Source organism: Sphingomonas faeni (assembly GCF_040407495.1).
In the GTDB taxonomy this organism is placed as follows: Bacteria; Pseudomonadota; Alphaproteobacteria; order Sphingomonadales; family Sphingomonadaceae; genus Sphingomonas; species Sphingomonas faeni_D.
The window spans coordinates 234,039-250,310 of the sequence record NZ_JAPZPP010000002.1 but is presented as its reverse complement, the minus strand read 5'-3'; the positions used below and the strand labels follow the sequence as shown (position 1 = coordinate 250,310).

Sequence of the window (16,272 nt, the reverse complement as noted above, 5' to 3'; positions counted from 1 at the left end):
AGGCACTCGACATGACAGAGCGCCTGCCCGTTCGCCGGTATATGCCGGACCGAGTTCGGCCTGACGGAGAGACTGTGTGAGCGACCTTCCACCCGATGTCGAGACGAGCGCCGTCACCCGCGAAACCGTCAGTCCCAAGTCCGAGCGTCCTCGCGGCAAGCCCGGTCAGCGCGACCTCACCACCGGCCATATCGGCCGCACGCTGCTCGCCTTCGCGCTGCCGACGCTCGGCTCGAACATCCTCCAGTCGCTCAACGGCTCGATCAACGCGATCTGGGTCGGGCGCTATCTCGGCGAGGGAGCGCTGGCCGCCACCTCGAACGCCAACATTATCATGTTCCTGACGTTCGGGGCGGTGTTCGGGTTCGGCATGGCGGCGACGATCCTGGTGGGCCAGAGCTTCGGCCGCCACGATCTGGAGGGTGCACGCCGGGCGTTCGGCTCCGCAGTCGGCTTGGTCCTCGGCGGTGCGGTCGTCATCGCCGCACTCGGCTGGGTGTTCGCGCCCGAGATCCTGCATCTGCTCGCCACGCCCGGCGACGCGATGCCGCTCGCACTCGCCTATCTGCGCGTGATCTTCCTCGGACTGCCTGCGTCGATGATGATGGTCCTCCTCATGATGGGGCTGCGCGGGACCGGCGATTCAATGACGCCGCTCTGGTTCATGCTGCTCAGCGCGATCCTCGACAGCGCGCTCAACCCGCTGCTGATCGCGGGCATCGGCCCGTTCCCACAGATGGGCATCGCCGGCTCGGCAACCGCGACGCTGGTTGCCAGCCACGTCTCGCTGCTCGGGCTGATCGCCTATATCTACGCGCGAGACCTGCCCTTGCGGCTACGCGGCAACGAACTCCGCTACCTCATTCCCCAGCGCGCGCTGACCGGCACGATCGTCCGGAAGGGCCTGCCGATGGGCGCGCAGATGCTCGTCATGTCCACCGCCGGGCTCGCGATGGTCGGGCTGGTCAACCGGCTCGGCGTCGATACCGCGGCGGCCTACGCCGTGTCGCAGCAGCTGTGGACGTATATCCAGATGCCCGCGCTGGCGATCGGAGCGGCGGTCAGTTCGATGGCGGCGCAGAATATCGGCGCGGGGCGGTGGGACCGGGTCGGCGACATCACGAAGTACGGCTTGCTGTTCAACATCGCACTGACCGGCGCGATGGTTGGCGTGGTAATCCTGTTCGACCGCCCGGTGATGACGCTGTTCATCGGTAGCGACAGCCCCGCGCTGCCGATCGCGCGGCATATCCAGTTGATCGCGAGCTGGAACTTCATCCTGTTCGGGATGACGATGGTGCTGTTCTCGACCGTCCGCGCGAACGGTGCCGTGATCGCGCCGCTGATCGCGCTGATCGTCGCGCTGTATCCGGTGCGGATCGGCTTTGCACTGCTGGCGAAACCGTGGCTCGGCGCGGACGCGTTGTGGTGGAGCTTCCCGCTGGGGTCGCTCGCGACGCTGGCGATTGCGGCATGGTACTACCGCTACGGCAACTGGCGGAAGGGTGCGCTGGTGGTGCCCGACGACAGCGAGGAACAGGCGCACGGGATGAGCGAGCCGGGTGGGCGGTTGCAGCCTACCGGGTGAGTCTCGAGCTCGCAGGTTCCATAGAGAAGCGACCTCCCCGGCGAAGGCCGGGGCCCAGTTGGAAAGGTCGCAGTAACGACGCACTACACTCGGTTAGCAACGTCCCCCAACTGGGCCCCGGCCTCCGCCGGGGTGGTTCACCTTTTAGTCAGGCTTGAACTGCCTACCGCAGCCGCTTGACGAACGAGCGACCGCCCTCGCGACGCTCGTGCTGGAAGTTCGGAATCGTCTCGATCAGGTCCGACAGCCGGTTGAACCCGTAATTACGCGCATCGAAGCTCGACCGGTTTCCCGCCAGCTGCCCCAGTTCAGCAACGCTCGCATACCCCTTCTCGTCGCGCTTCACTGCATTGTACGCGTCGATCAGCAGCTTGATCACCTGCTCGTCGATCGGCTGCGCGGTCTTCGGCCGAGCGACCGGCGCAGGCGTAGCGGGCTTCTCGCCAGCCACCGGAGCAGGCACTGGCGCGGGCATAGCCTGCGACGTCTCGTTCAGCGCGCCCACGTCGATGAACCGCGTGCACGCCTGCCGAAACCCTTCCGGCGTGCGGCTCGTGCCGAAGCCATACACCGGTATCCCGTCCTGGCGGATACGCGTCGCGAGCGGCATGAAGTCGCTGTCCGACGACATGATTCCGAAGCCGTCGATGCGCCCGCGGAACAGCAGGTCCATAGCGTCGATCGTCATCTTCATGTCGGTCGCGTTCTTGCCCTTGGTCAGGTCGAACTGCTGCTGCGGCTCGATGCCGTGCTTGATCGACATGTCGCTCCACGCCTTCAGCGCGGGCTTCGACCAGTTGCCATAGACCCGCCGGACGTTGACCGTGCCGAGTTCGGCAAGGACGGTCAGCACCGGGTCGAGGGTCGCCGCGGACGCATTGTCCGCGTCGATCAGAAGGGCAATGTTGCGCGTTGTGGTATCGATCATGCGCGCAAGGTTAGCCCCGCGCGCGCGCCGCGTCCACGCTCCACGCGCCGCCACCGGCCGCAGCGAGGTACAGGAAGACGAAGCAGTAGAGCACCGCCGCCTCGCCGCCATTGGCGATCGGGAAGGGGCCCTTCGGCATGTGCGCCATGAAATACGCGACCGCGGACATGCCCGACAGCACGAACGCGACCGGCCGCGTGAACAGGCCGATGATCAACAGCCCGCCGCCAACGACTTCGAGCGCGCCCGCGACCGTCAGCAGCGGGTTCATCGGCATCGGGAACGGGGGCAGACCGAAGAATTTCGAGATGCCGTGGCTGAAGAACACCAGCGCAACGACGATGCGCATGACGCTGAGCAGGCGGGCGGACCAGGTGGCGGGTATCGGCATGGAGATTCCTCGAGTGTCGTTGCGTGGGCGAAACGTCACACGGAGGCGGCGCAAGGTCAATTCGCGTAGATCGAAACGCATCGTTGACGGCGCGCGCTCTCACGATCCTCCCCCGCTAGGGGGAGGTGGCTGGCGCTTGCCAGACGGAGGGGGAGGTAAGGGGTGACCACTGTTGTGCGTCCGCCCCCTCCGTCACCTTCGGCGACACCTCCCCCTTGCGGGAGAGGATCGCAAGGTCAGGGGTAGGCGATCGCCATCACCTCATATTCGCGCTCGCCGGCGGGCAAATCCACGCGACGCACGTCGCCGATCGCAGCGCCGCGCAAGGCGCGTGCGAACGGCGAGTTCCAGCCGATCCGCCCGTTGCTCGCGTCCGTCTCGTCGTCGCCGACCAGGGTCAGGACCCGCTCGATATCATCGTCGTCCGCGACCGTAACGCACGCGCCGAACCACACGCGCGAGCGATCTTCCTGCGCGGCGGGGTCGACGACCTTGGCCGCCTTCATCCGCTTCGACAGCCAGCCGAGCCGGCGGTCGATCTCGCGCAGGCGCTTGCGGCCGTAGATGTAATCGCCGTTCTCGGACCGGTCGCCATTGCCTGCCGCCCAGGAGATGACTTCGACTAGGGCGGGGCGTTCGGTCGACAGGAGTTGCTCGTATTCGCTGCGAAGTACGGCGTAGCCGGAGGGGGTTATGTAGTTGGGGCGATCCATGCGGTGCCCTACCATGTTCTCCCGCGAAGGCGGGAGCCCAGACTGGGCTCCCGCCTTCGCGGGAGAACAATCTTATGAGGTAGCGAGACCTCAACCCGGCCGGTTCTTCCCCAGATACCACGACAGTCGAGCCGCCCCCCGGCTCTTCGCCCGTGCGGGGTTCAGCAGGTCGTACACCACCGCATTCTCCAGCACGCGCTGCACATAGTTGCGCGTTTCCTGGTACGGGATCGCCTCGACCCAATCGACCATGTCCACAGCCCCGGTCCGCGGATCGCCGTTCGCGCGGAGCCATTTGTTCACGTTGCCGCCGCCGGCATTATACGCCGCCACCGCCAGCGGATAACTGCCGTAATTGGCATACACCCGCTGGAAATAGCTCGACCCCAGCATGATCGACATGTTCGGATCGGTCGTCAGCGCCGCCTGGTTGTACGCGAGGCCGATCTTCCCAGACTGCTCGCGCGCGGTCGCCGGCATCAGCTGCATCAGTCCGCGCGCGCCCGCGTGGCTCACCGCGGCACGATCGAACTGGCTCTCCTGCCGCGAGATCGCGTGGATGATCGTCCAGTTGTCCTCGTACCCGGCAGGCACCGCCACCATCGGAAAACCGACCGCCGAATAATCGCTGAGCCCGTTCGCCAGCGCACTCCGCCCGACCATCACGCCCAGGTCCGGCCGGTTGATGCTCTTCGACAGTTCGGCGGCGAGCAGATGATCGGTATCGGTCGTAGCGTCCGCCGCGATCTGGCGGACGAACGCGGTCTGGTCCTGCCAGTCGCCGATCTGCCCGAGGAACTTCACCGCACGCACCGTCTCGCGCCGATCGAACGCCGCACGCGTCGCTGGATCCACGACGATCGACGCAACCGAGGGCGGCGCGACCAGCGCCCGACCGGTCCGCTCGTTAGCCAGTTGCCCGTAATATTGATCGCGGTACCCCGCCGCCTGCCCGTAGAACGCCGCAGCCTGAGGCGCCAACCCGGCCGCCTCCGCCGCACGCCCCGCCCAATAATACCCCTTTGACCGGACCTGCGGCGAACGCGAGCCGCGCGCGTACCGGTCGAACAGCGTCATCGCGTCCGCTGGCCGCCCGAGCTGCTTCATCGCCACGCGTCCGCCGAGCCAGGCAAGATTGGTATACTCGTCGCGCTCGGCATAGGATTTCGCCGCGATGTCCGCGCCATACGGATACGCATCGTCGATCTGCCGCGCGATGTCGTAGGCGACCTGATATTGCCCATCGTTCGCCGCGCCGTTCGCGTTGGTAACGAGCACCTCATACCATTCGGCGGCATTGCCCGGCCGCGTCACCAATGACCGGGGCCGCGCCAACCACGCTCGCGCCGACGGGCTCGCGCCAGAATTGCGCAACCACTGCGCCCGGTCCGCCACATAGCCCGCGTCGTTCGCATACAAAGTCTGTGTCGAAGCCGAGATATCCGACGCGTTCGGCGCGTTCGTCCGGAACGCCAGCCGCGCCTCGAAGATCGGCCGCCGTGCCGCGCTCGTCCACACCAATTGCCGCTGCGCCGCGCCGGTCTGGCCCGCCCACAACAGCGCATCCATCCGCGCGTCCTGGTCGTCCGGCGTCAGCGCACCCGGAAAGCCCGACACGACCATCGCCTCGTCGGTCGGCGTCAGGCCGCTGCTCCGCCAAGCCGTCCGCACCGCCGCATACGCCTGATCGCGCGCGCCCGTCGCCTGCAAAGCCCGCGCATACGCGACGCCGCCCGACGCGGACTGCGGTGGATAACGACGGAAAAACGCGACGACGCTCGTCGGCGATCCGGTCGCCGCCTTGCGCTCTGCCGCACGCCGGTTGGCCGTCTCGTTAGGCCAGCCCGGATGCGCCATCAGGAAGCCCGCATAGCTGTCGAACGGCAGCGCATCGGTCTGCTGCAACGCCCGCCACTGCGCGATGGTGGAGGCGATCGCGCCATCCGTCGCCATCGGCTGCGCGTTGGGGCCCATATTGGCCAACTGCGTACTGTAGCGATCCAGCGTCTGCTGCCCGCCTCCCGACGCGGCGACCGTCCCCGCCACGACTGCAAGGAGAAGGCTCGTTTTAAACATCGATGCTACCATGTGGACAGCATACGCCCCGAACCCGTATCTGTCCTGAACGAAATCCGGATTTTGCAAGACATCCGGCGCAACAGGACCGCAGGCCACCGCATGTTTTCAGGATCTATTCCGGCGCTCGTCACGCCGTTCGCCGCCGACGGCAGCTTCGACGAACCCGCCTATCGCGACTTCATCGAATGGCAGATCGGCGAGGGCTCGTCGGGGCTGGTCGCGTGCGGGACGACCGGCGAAGCGGCGACCCTGTCGTACGACGAGCATTTCCACGTGGTCCGCGTGTGCGTCGACCAGGCGAAGGGCCGCGTCCCCGTCATCGCCGGCGCGGGCTCGAACGATACGCGCGTCGCTTCCGCGAACCTGCGTGCCGCGAAGGACGCCGGCGCTGACGCCGCGCTAATGGTGCCGCCCTATTACAACCGGCCGGGGCAGGAGGGCATTTTCCGCCACTTCGAAGCGCTGGCCAAGTCGACCCCGCTGCCGATCATCCTCTACAACGTCCCCGCGCGAACGGTGACGGACATCCAGCCGGCAACGCTGGCCCGGATCATCGCAGCGTTCCCGGACGTGTTCGTCGGCGTGAAGGATGCCAGCGGCGTCCTTGCCCGCGTCTCTCAGCACCGCGCGTCTTGCGGACCGGATTTCTGCCAACTGTCAGGCAATGACGACCTCGCGCTGGCGTTCAACGTGATGGGCGGCACCGGCTGCATCTCGGTAAGCGCCAACGTCGCGCCGAAGCTCTGCGCGGAGTTCCAGGCGGCGTGCCAGGCCGGCGATTTCGTCAAGGCGCTGGCCTATCAGGACCAACTCTATCCGTTGCACGAGGCGCTGTTCACCGATGCCTCGCCGGGTCCGGTGAAGTACGCCATGACCAAGGTGCGGCCCGGCTTCCCCGATACTCTCCGGTTGCCGATGACCCCCGCCGGCGAAGCCTCACGCGCCGCCGTCGATGCGGGATTGGCTCACGCTGGATTGGTGTAGGCGCCCGCGGAGCCTTAGCGCTTCGGGAGTTCCTTATAGTCGAAGACTACCGGTATCATGATCTCCATGTCGACCGTCCTGCTATCGCGCGTTACAGGGCGTATCCGGAACGTGGTGGACATCTGCAAGGCAGCCGCGCCGAAGCCGGCGCCTTCGGGCGTCTCGGACTGCAAGCGACACCGCTTGGGCGGCCCCGGACGTGGAACGATACAGGACAGTAGCGCGCGACCGGACATGTGCGATTGAAGTGCCAACGCCGGCCAGTATTTTCGCGTTTCCCCGGGTGTTGGATAGTGTAGCCATGTCGCACCTTTCATAGCCGATCGGCCTTGCCCCCGGCCCGTACCATTGCCGTTGCCGATGCCACTGCCTCCGGTTCCGGTGCCCGATGCAGGTAGATTTCCCAACACGCCTACAGCGGGCGCGTCCGAAGTGCCCGGACTTGGAAGCGGCGGTGCATCGAAGGCAATCGTAACGTCCTGGATTTTGGGAAGCTGCAGGTTTGACGCCCGTGCCAACGGTGCACGCGATGGTCGCGGAGACCCTGACGGCTTGGATGCGCGTGGTTCTGGCGGTGTCTTGGGCGTGGGAAGCGGCGGCGGTGCCGGGGGCGGTGGTTCCGGAATCACGTCGAATGTTATCAGTTTCCGCTCGTCAACCGGTAGAGGCCGCGATGACGTGCCGAAGAACCAGAAGGCAAGCAGCAAAAGTAGGTGAAAGGAGAGCGTCCCGCCTACACCGGAGATGCGCGTTCTGGTGGAATGAGTTTCGCTGCCAATCGCTCTTCGCAGTGGATCCTCCGTCACGTGGACGCTGTGGTTCGGGCGAATGCCGCGCCATATCGTCTATACTCCACGGATAAGTGTGCGCCGCAACTCGATGATGGCGCAAGCAGATCCAGATCGATAATCGATCGAGCCGCTTCCCCTAAGCGCTCCGACCTCCTACATCGCGCGTCCCATGGCACGTCCCAAACCCCCGACCTTCGAGAAGACCAAGATCGTCGCCGAGAACCGGCGCGCGCGGTACGACTATTACATCGAGCAGGTGTTCGAGGCGGGCATCGCGCTCACCGGCACCGAGGTGAAGGCGTTGCGCGGCGGCGAGGGCTCGATCGCCGAGGCCTATGCCGAGGTGAAGGGCAAGAACGTCGTCCTGGTGAACTCGAACATCCCCGAATTCAGCCACGGCAACCGCTTTAACCACGAGCCCAAGCGCCCGCGCAAACTGCTGCTGCACGAGCGCGAGATCAACAAGATGTTCGGTGCGGTCGCGCGCCAGGGCATGACGCTTGTGCCGCTGATGATCTACTTCAATTCGAAGGGCCGCGCGAAGATCGAACTGGCGCTCGCGAAGGGCAAGCAGAACCACGACAAGCGCGATTCGGTGAAGGAACAGGACTGGAAACGCGAGCAGGGCCGGATCATGCGGGATCGCGGATAACCGACATGGCGCCGGTGTCGATGACCCTATCGTCTTGAGCATATTCGCGCGTCTCGCGGCGTGGTCGCATCGTAATCTCCCGACCCGCGAATCGATGGAGAAAAATCGTCTCCTTCGCCCGGTCGCGCACCGCGTTCTCGCACCCGAACTCTGGCGCTTTACCCGTCGCTCGGTGCCCCGCGGCGTTGCGCTCGGAATGGTTGCGGGCATCCTCATACCGGTTGCGCAGACGCCGGTCGCCGCGATCTTCGCGCTGCCGTTCCGCGCCAACGTGCCGACCGCCGCGCTGACCACGTTCATCACCAACCCGCTGACCACGCCGCCGCTTTGGATCGCGGCCTATTGGATCGGATCGTCGATGCTTCGGCTCGATGCGCACGTCCCCGGTCAGCCGGTCGCGGAGGCGGCGGCGCGGACCGAATGGATTCCGTGGCTGATGCAGGCCGGGCCCGCCACCGCGCTTGGTCTGCTGGTAATTACGATCGTCTGTTCGGTCGGTGGCTATGCGCTCAGCGCGCTGGGCTGGCGGCTGTGGATCGCGCGCAAGTGGCGCAACCGGCATGATAACCCCTAGAACGATCCCAGTTCGTAACAATCGTCACTAATATTGACCTACCCGAATTGACGGACCGTCCTATCGGCGTAGAACACACCGCATCCAGACGATCTTTCTCCGAGGTTCTTGATGCGCAAGTCGATTGTTACCGTGATCCTGCTCGCGTCCGCCGCATCGGCTTTCGCGCAAACTAGTACGCCTTCGCCGACGCTCGCAAAGGCTGCCAAGGGCCCGGTTGCGGCCAAGGACGCGAGCAAGCCGCAGATCGGCGATTTCGGCTTCGACATGGCCGGCCGCGATACGAGCGTGACGCCGGGCACCGACTTCTTCGATTACGCGAATGGCGGCTGGGTAAAGACCACGCCGATCCCCGCCGATCGCTCGTCCTACGGCATGTTCCACGTCCTCCAGGACCTGTCGCTCGAACGCACCCGCACGATCCTCGACGTCTCCGCCAAGACGCCCGGCGACAAGGTCGGCGATTTCTACACGAGCTTCATGGACGAGGCCGCGGTCGACGCGAAGGGCGTGACGCCGGTCAAGCCGATGCTCGCCGCGCTGAAGGCGACCCGGGACAAGACCGCGCTCGTCACCGAGATCGCCAAGCTTCAGCGCCAGGGCGTCGGCGGCCTTGTCGGTGTCGGCGTGTCGCAGGACGACAAGGACCCGACCACCTATGTCGTCCAGCTTGGGCAGAGCGGCCTCGGCCTTCCCGACCGCGACTATTATCTGAAGGACGATGCCAAGCTCGCGACCATCCGCACCGCGTACGAAGCCTATCTGACGCGGATGCTGACGCTAGCCGGCGAGCCCAACGCCGCCACCCGCGCCGCCGCCGTGTTCAACATGGAAAAGGGCCTCGCCACCGCGCACTGGACACGGATCGAGAGCCGCGACGCCGACAAGACCTACAACAAATGGACCGCCGCCGACTTCGCCGCGAAGGCGCCGGGCTTCCCCTGGGCGCAGTACATGACCGCGATGGGCGTCACCGGCCGTCCGTTCTACCTCGTCGCACAGCCGAGCGCGGTGACCGGCGAGGCGAAGGTGTTCGCCGACACGCCGGTCAACGTCCTGCAGGATTATGCGATGCTAAAGGTGCTGCGCGCCTACGCGCCGTATCTATCGGGTGATTTCGACAAGACCAACTTCGCCTTCTACGGCACCACGCTGTCCGGCACGCCCGAGCAGCAGGTCCGCTGGAAGCGCGGTGTCACGACCGTGTCGGGCGCGATGGGCGAGGCGATCGGCCAGCAGTACGTAGCGAAGTATTTCCCGCCTGCATCGAAGGCGGCGGCGGACGATCTCGTCAAGAACGTTATCGCGGCGATGGGCGAGCGTCTCCGGAACCTGGAATGGATGGCGCCCGAAACCAAGACCAAGGCACTCGCCAAGCTCGCCGCCTTCACCCCGAAGATCGGCTATCCGGACAAGTGGCGCGATTATTCCGCGCTCCAGATCCAACGCGGCGATCTCGTCGGCAACGTCGCGCACGCCAATGCCTTCGAATTCGCTCGCGACCTGAAGAAGCTCGGCCAGCCGATCGATCGCGGCGAATGGTTCATGACGCCGATGACGATCAACGCCTACGCCAACCCGACGATGAACGAGGTGGTGTTCCCAGCCGCGATCCTCCAGCCGCCGTTCTTCGATCCGAAGGCGGACCCGGCGGTCAATTACGGTGGCATCGGCGCGGTGATCGGCCACGAGATTAGCCACCATTTCGACGACCAGGGCCGCAAGTACGATCTGAACGGCAAGCTCACCGACTGGTGGACGCCGCAGGACGTCGCGCGCTTCAAGGTGTTCACCGACGCGCTCGTGAAGCAGTATGACGCGTATGAGCCCATGCCCGGCCAGCATATCCAGGGTGGCCTGACGCTCGGCGAGAACATCGCCGACTTGGCGGGCCTCACGGTCGCCTACGACGCGTATCACAAGTCGCTCGGCGGCAAGCAGGCACCGATCATCGACGGCACCACCGGCGACCAGCGCTTCTACTATGGCTGGGCGGGCGTCTGGCGCACCAAGTTCCGCGACGCCGCACTTCAGCAGACGCTGCTCTCGGACCCGCATTCGCCGGGCCACCAGCGCGTCCTCACGGTCCGCAACCTCGATCCGTGGTACGCCGCGTTCGGCGCCAAGCCGGGTGAAGCCAGCTATCTCGCCCCCGCCAACCGCGTCCGCATCTGGTAAACGATCGGCTTAGCCGCCCCGCCCGATAGAGCCCCGTACCAAAGAGCCCCGTCATCCTGGGCTCGACCCAGGATCCAGAGCCACGCACGCATCCGCCTGCAACTCTGGATCCTGATTTTCGTCAGGATGACGAGATTAGGAGAACCCCATGAAGTCCTTCATCGTCGCCGGCCTACTCGCCGCAACCGCCATCACCGGCGTCACCGCCGCCATCTCGCAAACCTCCGAACCAAAGCCCGCTCCCGCAGCGTCCACCGGCGCGCAATACGGAACGTTCGGCTTCGACGAGAAGGGCATGGACAAGACCGTCCAGCCCGGCGACGACTTCTACACGTTCGCCAACGGCAACTGGGCGAGGACCAACCCGATCCCCGCTGACAAGTCGAACTATGGCTCGTTCAACCTTCTCTCCGACCTGTCCGAGACGCGCACCCGCGGTATCCTCGACACCGCCGCGAAAGACCCCAGCTCCAAGATCGGCCGCGCCTACGCGACGTTCCTCGACACCGGCACGATCGAAGGCAAGGGCCTCGCCCCGATCAAGCCGTGGCTTTCGAAAATCGCCGCTTTGAAAGACCGCTCCGGCTATCCTGCCCTCCTCGCCGAAGCAGCCCGCGCGGGGATCGGCGGCCCGTTCGGCGGCGGCGTCGGCCAGGACGACAAGCAGCCCGAACAATACGCGCTCTCGCTCGGCCAGTCCGGCCTCGGCCTCCCCGACCGCGATTACTACCTCAGCGCCGACGCGAAACTTGTCGAAGCACGCAACGCCTACCGCGCGCACATCGTTAAGATGCTGACGCTCGCCGGCGAACCCAATGCCGAAGCGCGCGCCACCGCGTTGCTCGCATTCGAGACCGAGATCGCCAAGGTCAGCTGGACCCGCGTCGACAGCCGCGACGCCACCAAGACCTACAACAAGATGACCGTCGCCGATCTCGCCAAGCGCGCGCCCGGCTTCGATTTCGCCGGCTATTTCAAGGGGATCGGCACGCCCGTCCCGACCGTCATCGTCGCACAGCCCTCCGCGATCACCGGCATCGCCAAGCTGGTTTCGACTGCGCCGATCGGCGTGCTCAAGGACCAGCTGATCCTGCGCTCGCTCGATGGCTATGCCGACGTCCTCCCCAAGGCGTTCGACGCCGAGCAGTTCGCGTTCTACGGCACTGTCCTCGGCGGCACGCCCGAGCAGGAAGCCCGCTGGAAGCGCGGCGTCCAGTTCACCTCCGGCGCGCTCGATGACGAGGTCAGCAAGCTCTACGTCGCACAGTATTTTCCGCCCGAAACCAAGGCCGCAGCCGACAAGCTCGTCAAGAACGTGCTCGCCGCGATGGGCCGCCGGATCGACAAGCTCGAATGGATGGCGCCCGAGACGAAGGTGAAGGCGCACGCCAAGCTCGCCGCGTTCACGCCGAAGATCGGCTATCCGAGCCAGTGGAAGGATTTCTCCGGGCTGACGATCACCTCGGGCGACGCGTTCGGCAACGAATGGCGCGCGAACGAGTGGCAGCACCAGGATAATATCTCGAAGCTCGGCAAGCCGTTGCAGCGCTGGGAGTGGGGCATGACGCCGATGACGGTGAACGCCTACGCCAATTTCGGCATGGTCGAGATCGTTTTCCCCGCCGCGATCCTGCAGCCGCCGTTCTTCGATCCGAAGGCCGACGACGCGGTCAATTACGGCGGCATCGGCGCGGTGATTGGCCACGAGCTGAGCCATCATTTCGACGACCAGGGCTCCAAGTATGACGCCAAGGGCCAGCTCACCGACTGGTGGACGCCCAAGGACATCGCCGGTTTCAAGGCGCTTACCGGCAAGCTTGGCGCGCAATACGACGCCTACGAGCCGCTCCCCGGCATGCACGTAAAGGGCGAACTGACGATGGGCGAGAACATCGCCGATCTCGCCGGTCTGACGGTCGCCTACGACGCGTACCACACGGCATTGGGAGGCAAGACCGCGCCCGTCCTCGACGGGTACACCGGCGACCAGCGCTTCTATCTCGGTTGGGCGCAGGTCTGGCGTCGCAACTACCGCGAAGCCAATCTCCGAAACCGCTTGCTGACCGATCCGCACTCGCCGTCGCAGCAGCGCGCGTGGGTCGTCCGCAACCTCGACCCCTGGTATGCGGCGTACAAGCCGACGCCCGGGCAGAAGCTGTACCTCACGCCGGAACAGCGCGTTCGGATCTGGTAAGGGAAGACCGAGCGCTTTTAGTTCCCCCGCGAAAGCGGGGGCCCAGAAGTAACAAACGCTACCGCCCCTAACCCTGGACCCCGCCCCCGCGGGGGAACAAGAGTGGGCGAGGTGGACGTATCATAGCCGCCACCCCGGCGAAGGCCGGGGCCCAGTTGCGAGACGTTGCTGACGACGGACGGCGCTTCGTTACGACCATCTTTCCAACTGGGCCCCGGCCTCCGCCGGGGTGGTGTTTCCTTTTCGGAGTGTCGTGGGGATCAGGGGCCATCGCCCCCAACAATCCCGCATCCCGCTTGACGCCCAACCCCGCTTGAGCGGATGACGTCGCCGATGGCATCGCTCGCTTTACCCACTCCCGCCCGCAACGCAGCATTCGTCGCCATAGCCTCGGGCGTCGCCGCCGCCGCGATCGTGCTGTTGCTCGTCGGCAGCTGGATCGCCGCCGCCGGTTTCTTCGCCGCCGCCATCATCGTCATCGGCGCGCTGATCGCATGGCGCCTGCTCAACCCTGTCGCCAGGGACGCGCCGCGCCCCGTCGACTGGGACCTCACCCGCACCGTCGCCGAAGCCGGCACCGACGCCCTCGCGATCACCGACCGCGCCGGGCGCCTGGTTTGCGCGAACGACGCCTACGAAGCGCTGTTCGAAGGCTTCCCGACACCCCCCAGCCTGCCGCTCGACGAAGCCGGGAACGCAGCGCTCGCCGACGCCGGCCGCTCCGCGTGGCGCGACGGCACCGCACACGTCGAGCGCCTCAACGCCCGCGGCGTCTGCCTCTCCGCGCAGATCGCGCGCGCCGGCGACGATGCCGATATGCTCGTTTGGCGCTTCGTCACCGCGCAGGAACACGACCTCGCCGAGACGCTCGCCGCGCTGCTGACCGGCCCGACCGGAGACCGGCTCGGCGGCAGCGGCATCATGGCGGCGTTACTCTCGCCCGATGGTCGCGTCCGCACCGCCAACCGTGTCCTCCGCGCGCGGGCGTGCGGCGACGAATACGACTCGATCGAAGGCCGCGATTTCGCCCGCTTCCTCATCACCGACAGCCGCGGCCTCGTCCGCTTCGAACGCGAGGGCCTCGAAGGCACACCACTCCGCGTCCTTCAGATCCCGTTCCTCGACGGCGACGACGCCCCCGTGCTGGTCGCGCTGCTCGACGAGGAGGAAAACGCCCCTGCGCTCGGCGCCAGCGCCTCCGCCCACGTCCGCAGCCTCGTCAGCATGATGCCGTTCGGCATGGCGCTGGTCGATCGCGACGGCCGCTTCCTGCAGATGAACGACTCGTTCCTGCGCGCCGCCGGCGTCAATTCGGTCGCACCGCCGCTCTATCCGGGCGATCTCGTCGTCCGCGAGGACAAGGCCGCGGTCGCCGACGCGATCCGGAAATTCGCGAACGGCGCGACGCACTCCGCCGACATGGCGGTCCGCCTCAAGGACCACCCCGACGAGCCGGTCGCGCTCACCATCGCGGGCGCGCGCGGGCTCGGCGATGCCGCCGTCCTGCTCAGCCTCAAGGACAATAGCGAGGAAAGCCGCCTCAAGCGCGAGGTGGCGCAGGCCACCAAAATGCAGGCGGTCGGCCAGCTCGCTGGCGGCGTCGCGCATGATTTTAACAACATCCTGACCGCGATCATCGGCCATTGCGACCTGATGCTGATGCGCCATTCGCCCGGCGACAGTGATTACGACGACATCCAGCAGGTCCGCACCAACTCGAACCGCGCCGCCAGCCTGACCCGCCAGCTGCTCGCCTTCTCGCGCCAGCAGACGCTCCGCCCACAGATCCTCCAACTCCCCGACGTCGTCTCGGAGGTCTCCAACCTCCTCAAGCGCCTGATGGGCGAGAACGTCCGCCTCGACATGACGCACGGCCGCAATCTCGGCCCGGTCCGCGCCGATCCGGGCCAATTGGAGCAGGTCGTCGTCAATCTCGCGGTGAACGCGCGCGACGCGATCGTCTCGGCGAACGCGCGCGGCGGCGGTGTGCTGACGATCACCACGCGCGCCGTCCCCGCAGCCGAAGTGCGAGAGATGGCGTCCGACATCCTGCCCGTCGCCGACTATACCGCGCTGATCGTCCAGGACACGGGCACCGGCATTCCGCCCGACGTGCTGCCCAAGATCTTCGAGCCGTTCTTCACCACCAAGGAATTCGGCAAGGGCACCGGCCTCGGCCTCTCGACGGTCTACGGCATCGTCAAGCAATCCGGCGGCTACATCTTCGCCGACAGCAAGCCGGGGCAGGGCGCGACCTTTTCGATGTACCTGCCGGTCCACGCGGCGCCCGCCGCGACTCGTCCCGTGGTCATCAAGCCCACGCCGAAGCCGGTCGACCTGTGGGGCACGGGCACGATCCTGCTGGTCGAGGATGAGGACATGGTCCGCGCCGTCGCCGAGCGCGCGCTCACGCGGCAGGGCTATACGGTACTGACCGCGGAAAACGGCGAGATCGCGCTGGAAGTGCTGGAGAAACACGGCCGCCCCGACCTGCTCATCAGCGACGTCGTCATGCCGCAGATGGATGGCCCGACGATGGTGCGGCATGCGCGCGAGAAATTCCCCGACCTGCCGATCCTGTTCATGTCGGGCTATGCCGAGGAGCAGTTGCGCAAGTCGATCGACCTCGACAACGTCGCGTTCCTGCCGAAGCCATTCTCGGTCCAGGAACTCGCCGAAGCGGCACGGGACGTGCTGGCTACGCGTTAACTCGAACAAGATGTTGGCAAGTCGTAACAATCCCGACTATGCGGAAGCCATGACCGCTACCCAACAGATCCTCATCGTCGAGGACGAACCGTTGATCGCCATGATGCTCGAGGATTTCCTCGAAGTGCTGGACAAGGGGGTCGCCGGCTCGGTCGATACCGTCGCCGATGCGCTCAAGCGGATCGAAGAGGGCGGCGTCGACGGCGCGATCCTCGACGTGAACCTGCGCGGGGGCGAAAAGAGCACGGCCGTTGCGGAAGCGCTCGCCGCGAAAGGCGTCCCCTTCGTCTTCGCCACCGGCGGCGGCGATGACGGCGTCGCGCCAGAATTTCGCGATCGCCCTCGGTTGCAAAAGCCTTTCACGATGGACGGCGTCGCGAAAGCTCTCGAAGGCCTCTGACTTCTCCCACCGCGCTGAGGCATGAGCGCGTCGAGATTGTCTATCCTCCCCTACGAGGTGAGGTGGCAGCGCATAGCGCTGACGGAGGGGT

At 66.1% G+C, this 16,272-nt stretch carries 12 protein-coding genes; 8 read left to right on the top strand and 4 right to left on the bottom strand.

What is annotated here, in order from left to right:
• Positions 1 to 202 precede the first annotated feature (202 nt).
• Complete coding sequence (locus O6W96_RS05995) at positions 203 to 1,588, top strand: MATE family efflux transporter (RefSeq protein WP_435372204.1); 1,386 nt, start codon at positions 203 to 205, stop codon at positions 1,586 to 1,588.
• Positions 1,589 to 1,751: 163 nt separating this feature from the next.
• Here O6W96_RS05995 and O6W96_RS05990 read toward each other — a convergent pair whose 3' ends face one another.
• The 4 genes from O6W96_RS05990 to O6W96_RS05975 form a co-directional block, all read right to left on the bottom strand.
• Positions 1,752 to 2,516: an NYN domain-containing protein gene (locus O6W96_RS05990; protein ID WP_136189682.1), complete on the bottom strand. Its 765-nt coding sequence runs from the start codon at positions 2,514 to 2,516 to the stop codon at positions 1,752 to 1,754.
• A 10-nt stretch (positions 2,517 to 2,526) separates the two neighbouring features.
• The gene (locus tag O6W96_RS05985) at positions 2,527 to 2,907 is read right to left on the bottom strand and encodes a DoxX family protein (protein ID WP_107952409.1); all 381 of its coding nucleotides are present in this window, start codon (positions 2,905 to 2,907) and stop codon (positions 2,527 to 2,529) included.
• A gap of 236 nt (positions 2,908 to 3,143) precedes the next feature.
• On the bottom strand, positions 3,144 to 3,620 hold the full coding sequence (gene greB, locus O6W96_RS05980) for a transcription elongation factor GreB (RefSeq protein ID WP_353468740.1): 477 nt from the start codon (positions 3,618 to 3,620) through the stop codon (positions 3,144 to 3,146).
• A 90-nt stretch (positions 3,621 to 3,710) separates the two neighbouring features.
• A complete protein-coding gene (locus O6W96_RS05975) occupies positions 3,711 to 5,696 on the bottom strand; it encodes a transglycosylase SLT domain-containing protein (RefSeq protein WP_435372192.1) in 1,986 nt (661 codons plus the stop codon).
• A gap of 102 nt (positions 5,697 to 5,798) precedes the next feature.
• Here O6W96_RS05975 and dapA point away from each other — a divergent pair, with 102 nt between their 5' ends.
• From dapA to O6W96_RS05940, 7 genes are all read left to right on the top strand, one after another.
• Positions 5,799 to 6,683 carry a 4-hydroxy-tetrahydrodipicolinate synthase gene (dapA, locus tag O6W96_RS05970; RefSeq protein WP_353468738.1) on the top strand — a complete coding sequence of 295 codons (885 nt, stop codon included), beginning with the start codon at positions 5,799 to 5,801 and terminating at the stop codon, positions 6,681 to 6,683.
• A gap of 960 nt (positions 6,684 to 7,643) precedes the next feature.
• Positions 7,644 to 8,126: an SsrA-binding protein SmpB gene (smpB, locus tag O6W96_RS05965; protein ID WP_055879372.1), complete on the top strand. Its 483-nt coding sequence runs from the start codon at positions 7,644 to 7,646 to the stop codon at positions 8,124 to 8,126.
• 94 nt (positions 8,127 to 8,220) lie between these two features.
• Positions 8,221 to 8,700, top strand: a complete 480-nt coding sequence (locus O6W96_RS05960; protein ID WP_353468737.1) for a DUF2062 domain-containing protein — start codon at positions 8,221 to 8,223, stop codon at positions 8,698 to 8,700.
• Positions 8,701 to 8,811: 111 nt separating this feature from the next.
• Entirely contained in the window at positions 8,812 to 10,878 is a 2,067-nt protein-coding gene (locus O6W96_RS05955; RefSeq protein ID WP_353468736.1) for a M13 family metallopeptidase, read from the top strand.
• Between the two features lie 148 nt (positions 10,879 to 11,026).
• The gene (locus O6W96_RS05950) at positions 11,027 to 13,072 is read left to right on the top strand and encodes a M13 family metallopeptidase (RefSeq protein ID WP_353468735.1); all 2,046 of its coding nucleotides are present in this window, start codon (positions 11,027 to 11,029) and stop codon (positions 13,070 to 13,072) included.
• Positions 13,073 to 13,405: 333 nt separating this feature from the next.
• Entirely contained in the window at positions 13,406 to 15,781 is a 2,376-nt protein-coding gene (locus tag O6W96_RS05945) for a hybrid sensor histidine kinase/response regulator (protein ID WP_353468734.1), read from the top strand.
• 49 nt (positions 15,782 to 15,830) lie between these two features.
• Positions 15,831 to 16,181, top strand: a complete 351-nt coding sequence (locus tag O6W96_RS05940) for a response regulator (protein WP_136189691.1) — start codon at positions 15,831 to 15,833, stop codon at positions 16,179 to 16,181.
• Positions 16,182 to 16,272 lie beyond the last annotated feature (91 nt).

What these genes read in the sequence shown, in the direction of transcription:
- O6W96_RS05990 (WP_136189682.1), bottom strand. Translation starts at nt 2,516, where the DNA reads ATGATCGATACCACAACGCGCAACATTGCCCTTCTGATCGACGCGGAC.
- O6W96_RS05985 (WP_107952409.1), bottom strand. Translation starts at nt 2,907, where the DNA reads ATGCCGATACCCGCCACCTGGTCCGCCCGCCTGCTCAGCGTCATGCGC.
- greB (WP_353468740.1), bottom strand. Translation starts at nt 3,620, where the DNA reads ATGGATCGCCCCAACTACATAACCCCCTCCGGCTACGCCGTACTTCGC.
- O6W96_RS05975 (WP_435372192.1), bottom strand. Translation starts at nt 5,696, where the DNA reads ATGTTTAAAACGAGCCTTCTCCTTGCAGTCGTGGCGGGGACGGTCGCC.
- dapA (WP_353468738.1), top strand. Translation starts at nt 5,799, where the DNA reads ATGTTTTCAGGATCTATTCCGGCGCTCGTCACGCCGTTCGCCGCCGAC.
- smpB (WP_055879372.1), top strand. Translation starts at nt 7,644, where the DNA reads ATGGCACGTCCCAAACCCCCGACCTTCGAGAAGACCAAGATCGTCGCC.
- O6W96_RS05960 (WP_353468737.1), top strand. Translation starts at nt 8,221, where the DNA reads ATGGAGAAAAATCGTCTCCTTCGCCCGGTCGCGCACCGCGTTCTCGCA.
- O6W96_RS05955 (WP_353468736.1), top strand. Translation starts at nt 8,812, where the DNA reads ATGCGCAAGTCGATTGTTACCGTGATCCTGCTCGCGTCCGCCGCATCG.
- O6W96_RS05950 (WP_353468735.1), top strand. Translation starts at nt 11,027, where the DNA reads ATGAAGTCCTTCATCGTCGCCGGCCTACTCGCCGCAACCGCCATCACC.
- O6W96_RS05945 (WP_353468734.1), top strand. Translation starts at nt 13,406, where the DNA reads ATGGCATCGCTCGCTTTACCCACTCCCGCCCGCAACGCAGCATTCGTC.
- O6W96_RS05940 (WP_136189691.1), top strand. Translation starts at nt 15,831, where the DNA reads ATGACCGCTACCCAACAGATCCTCATCGTCGAGGACGAACCGTTGATC.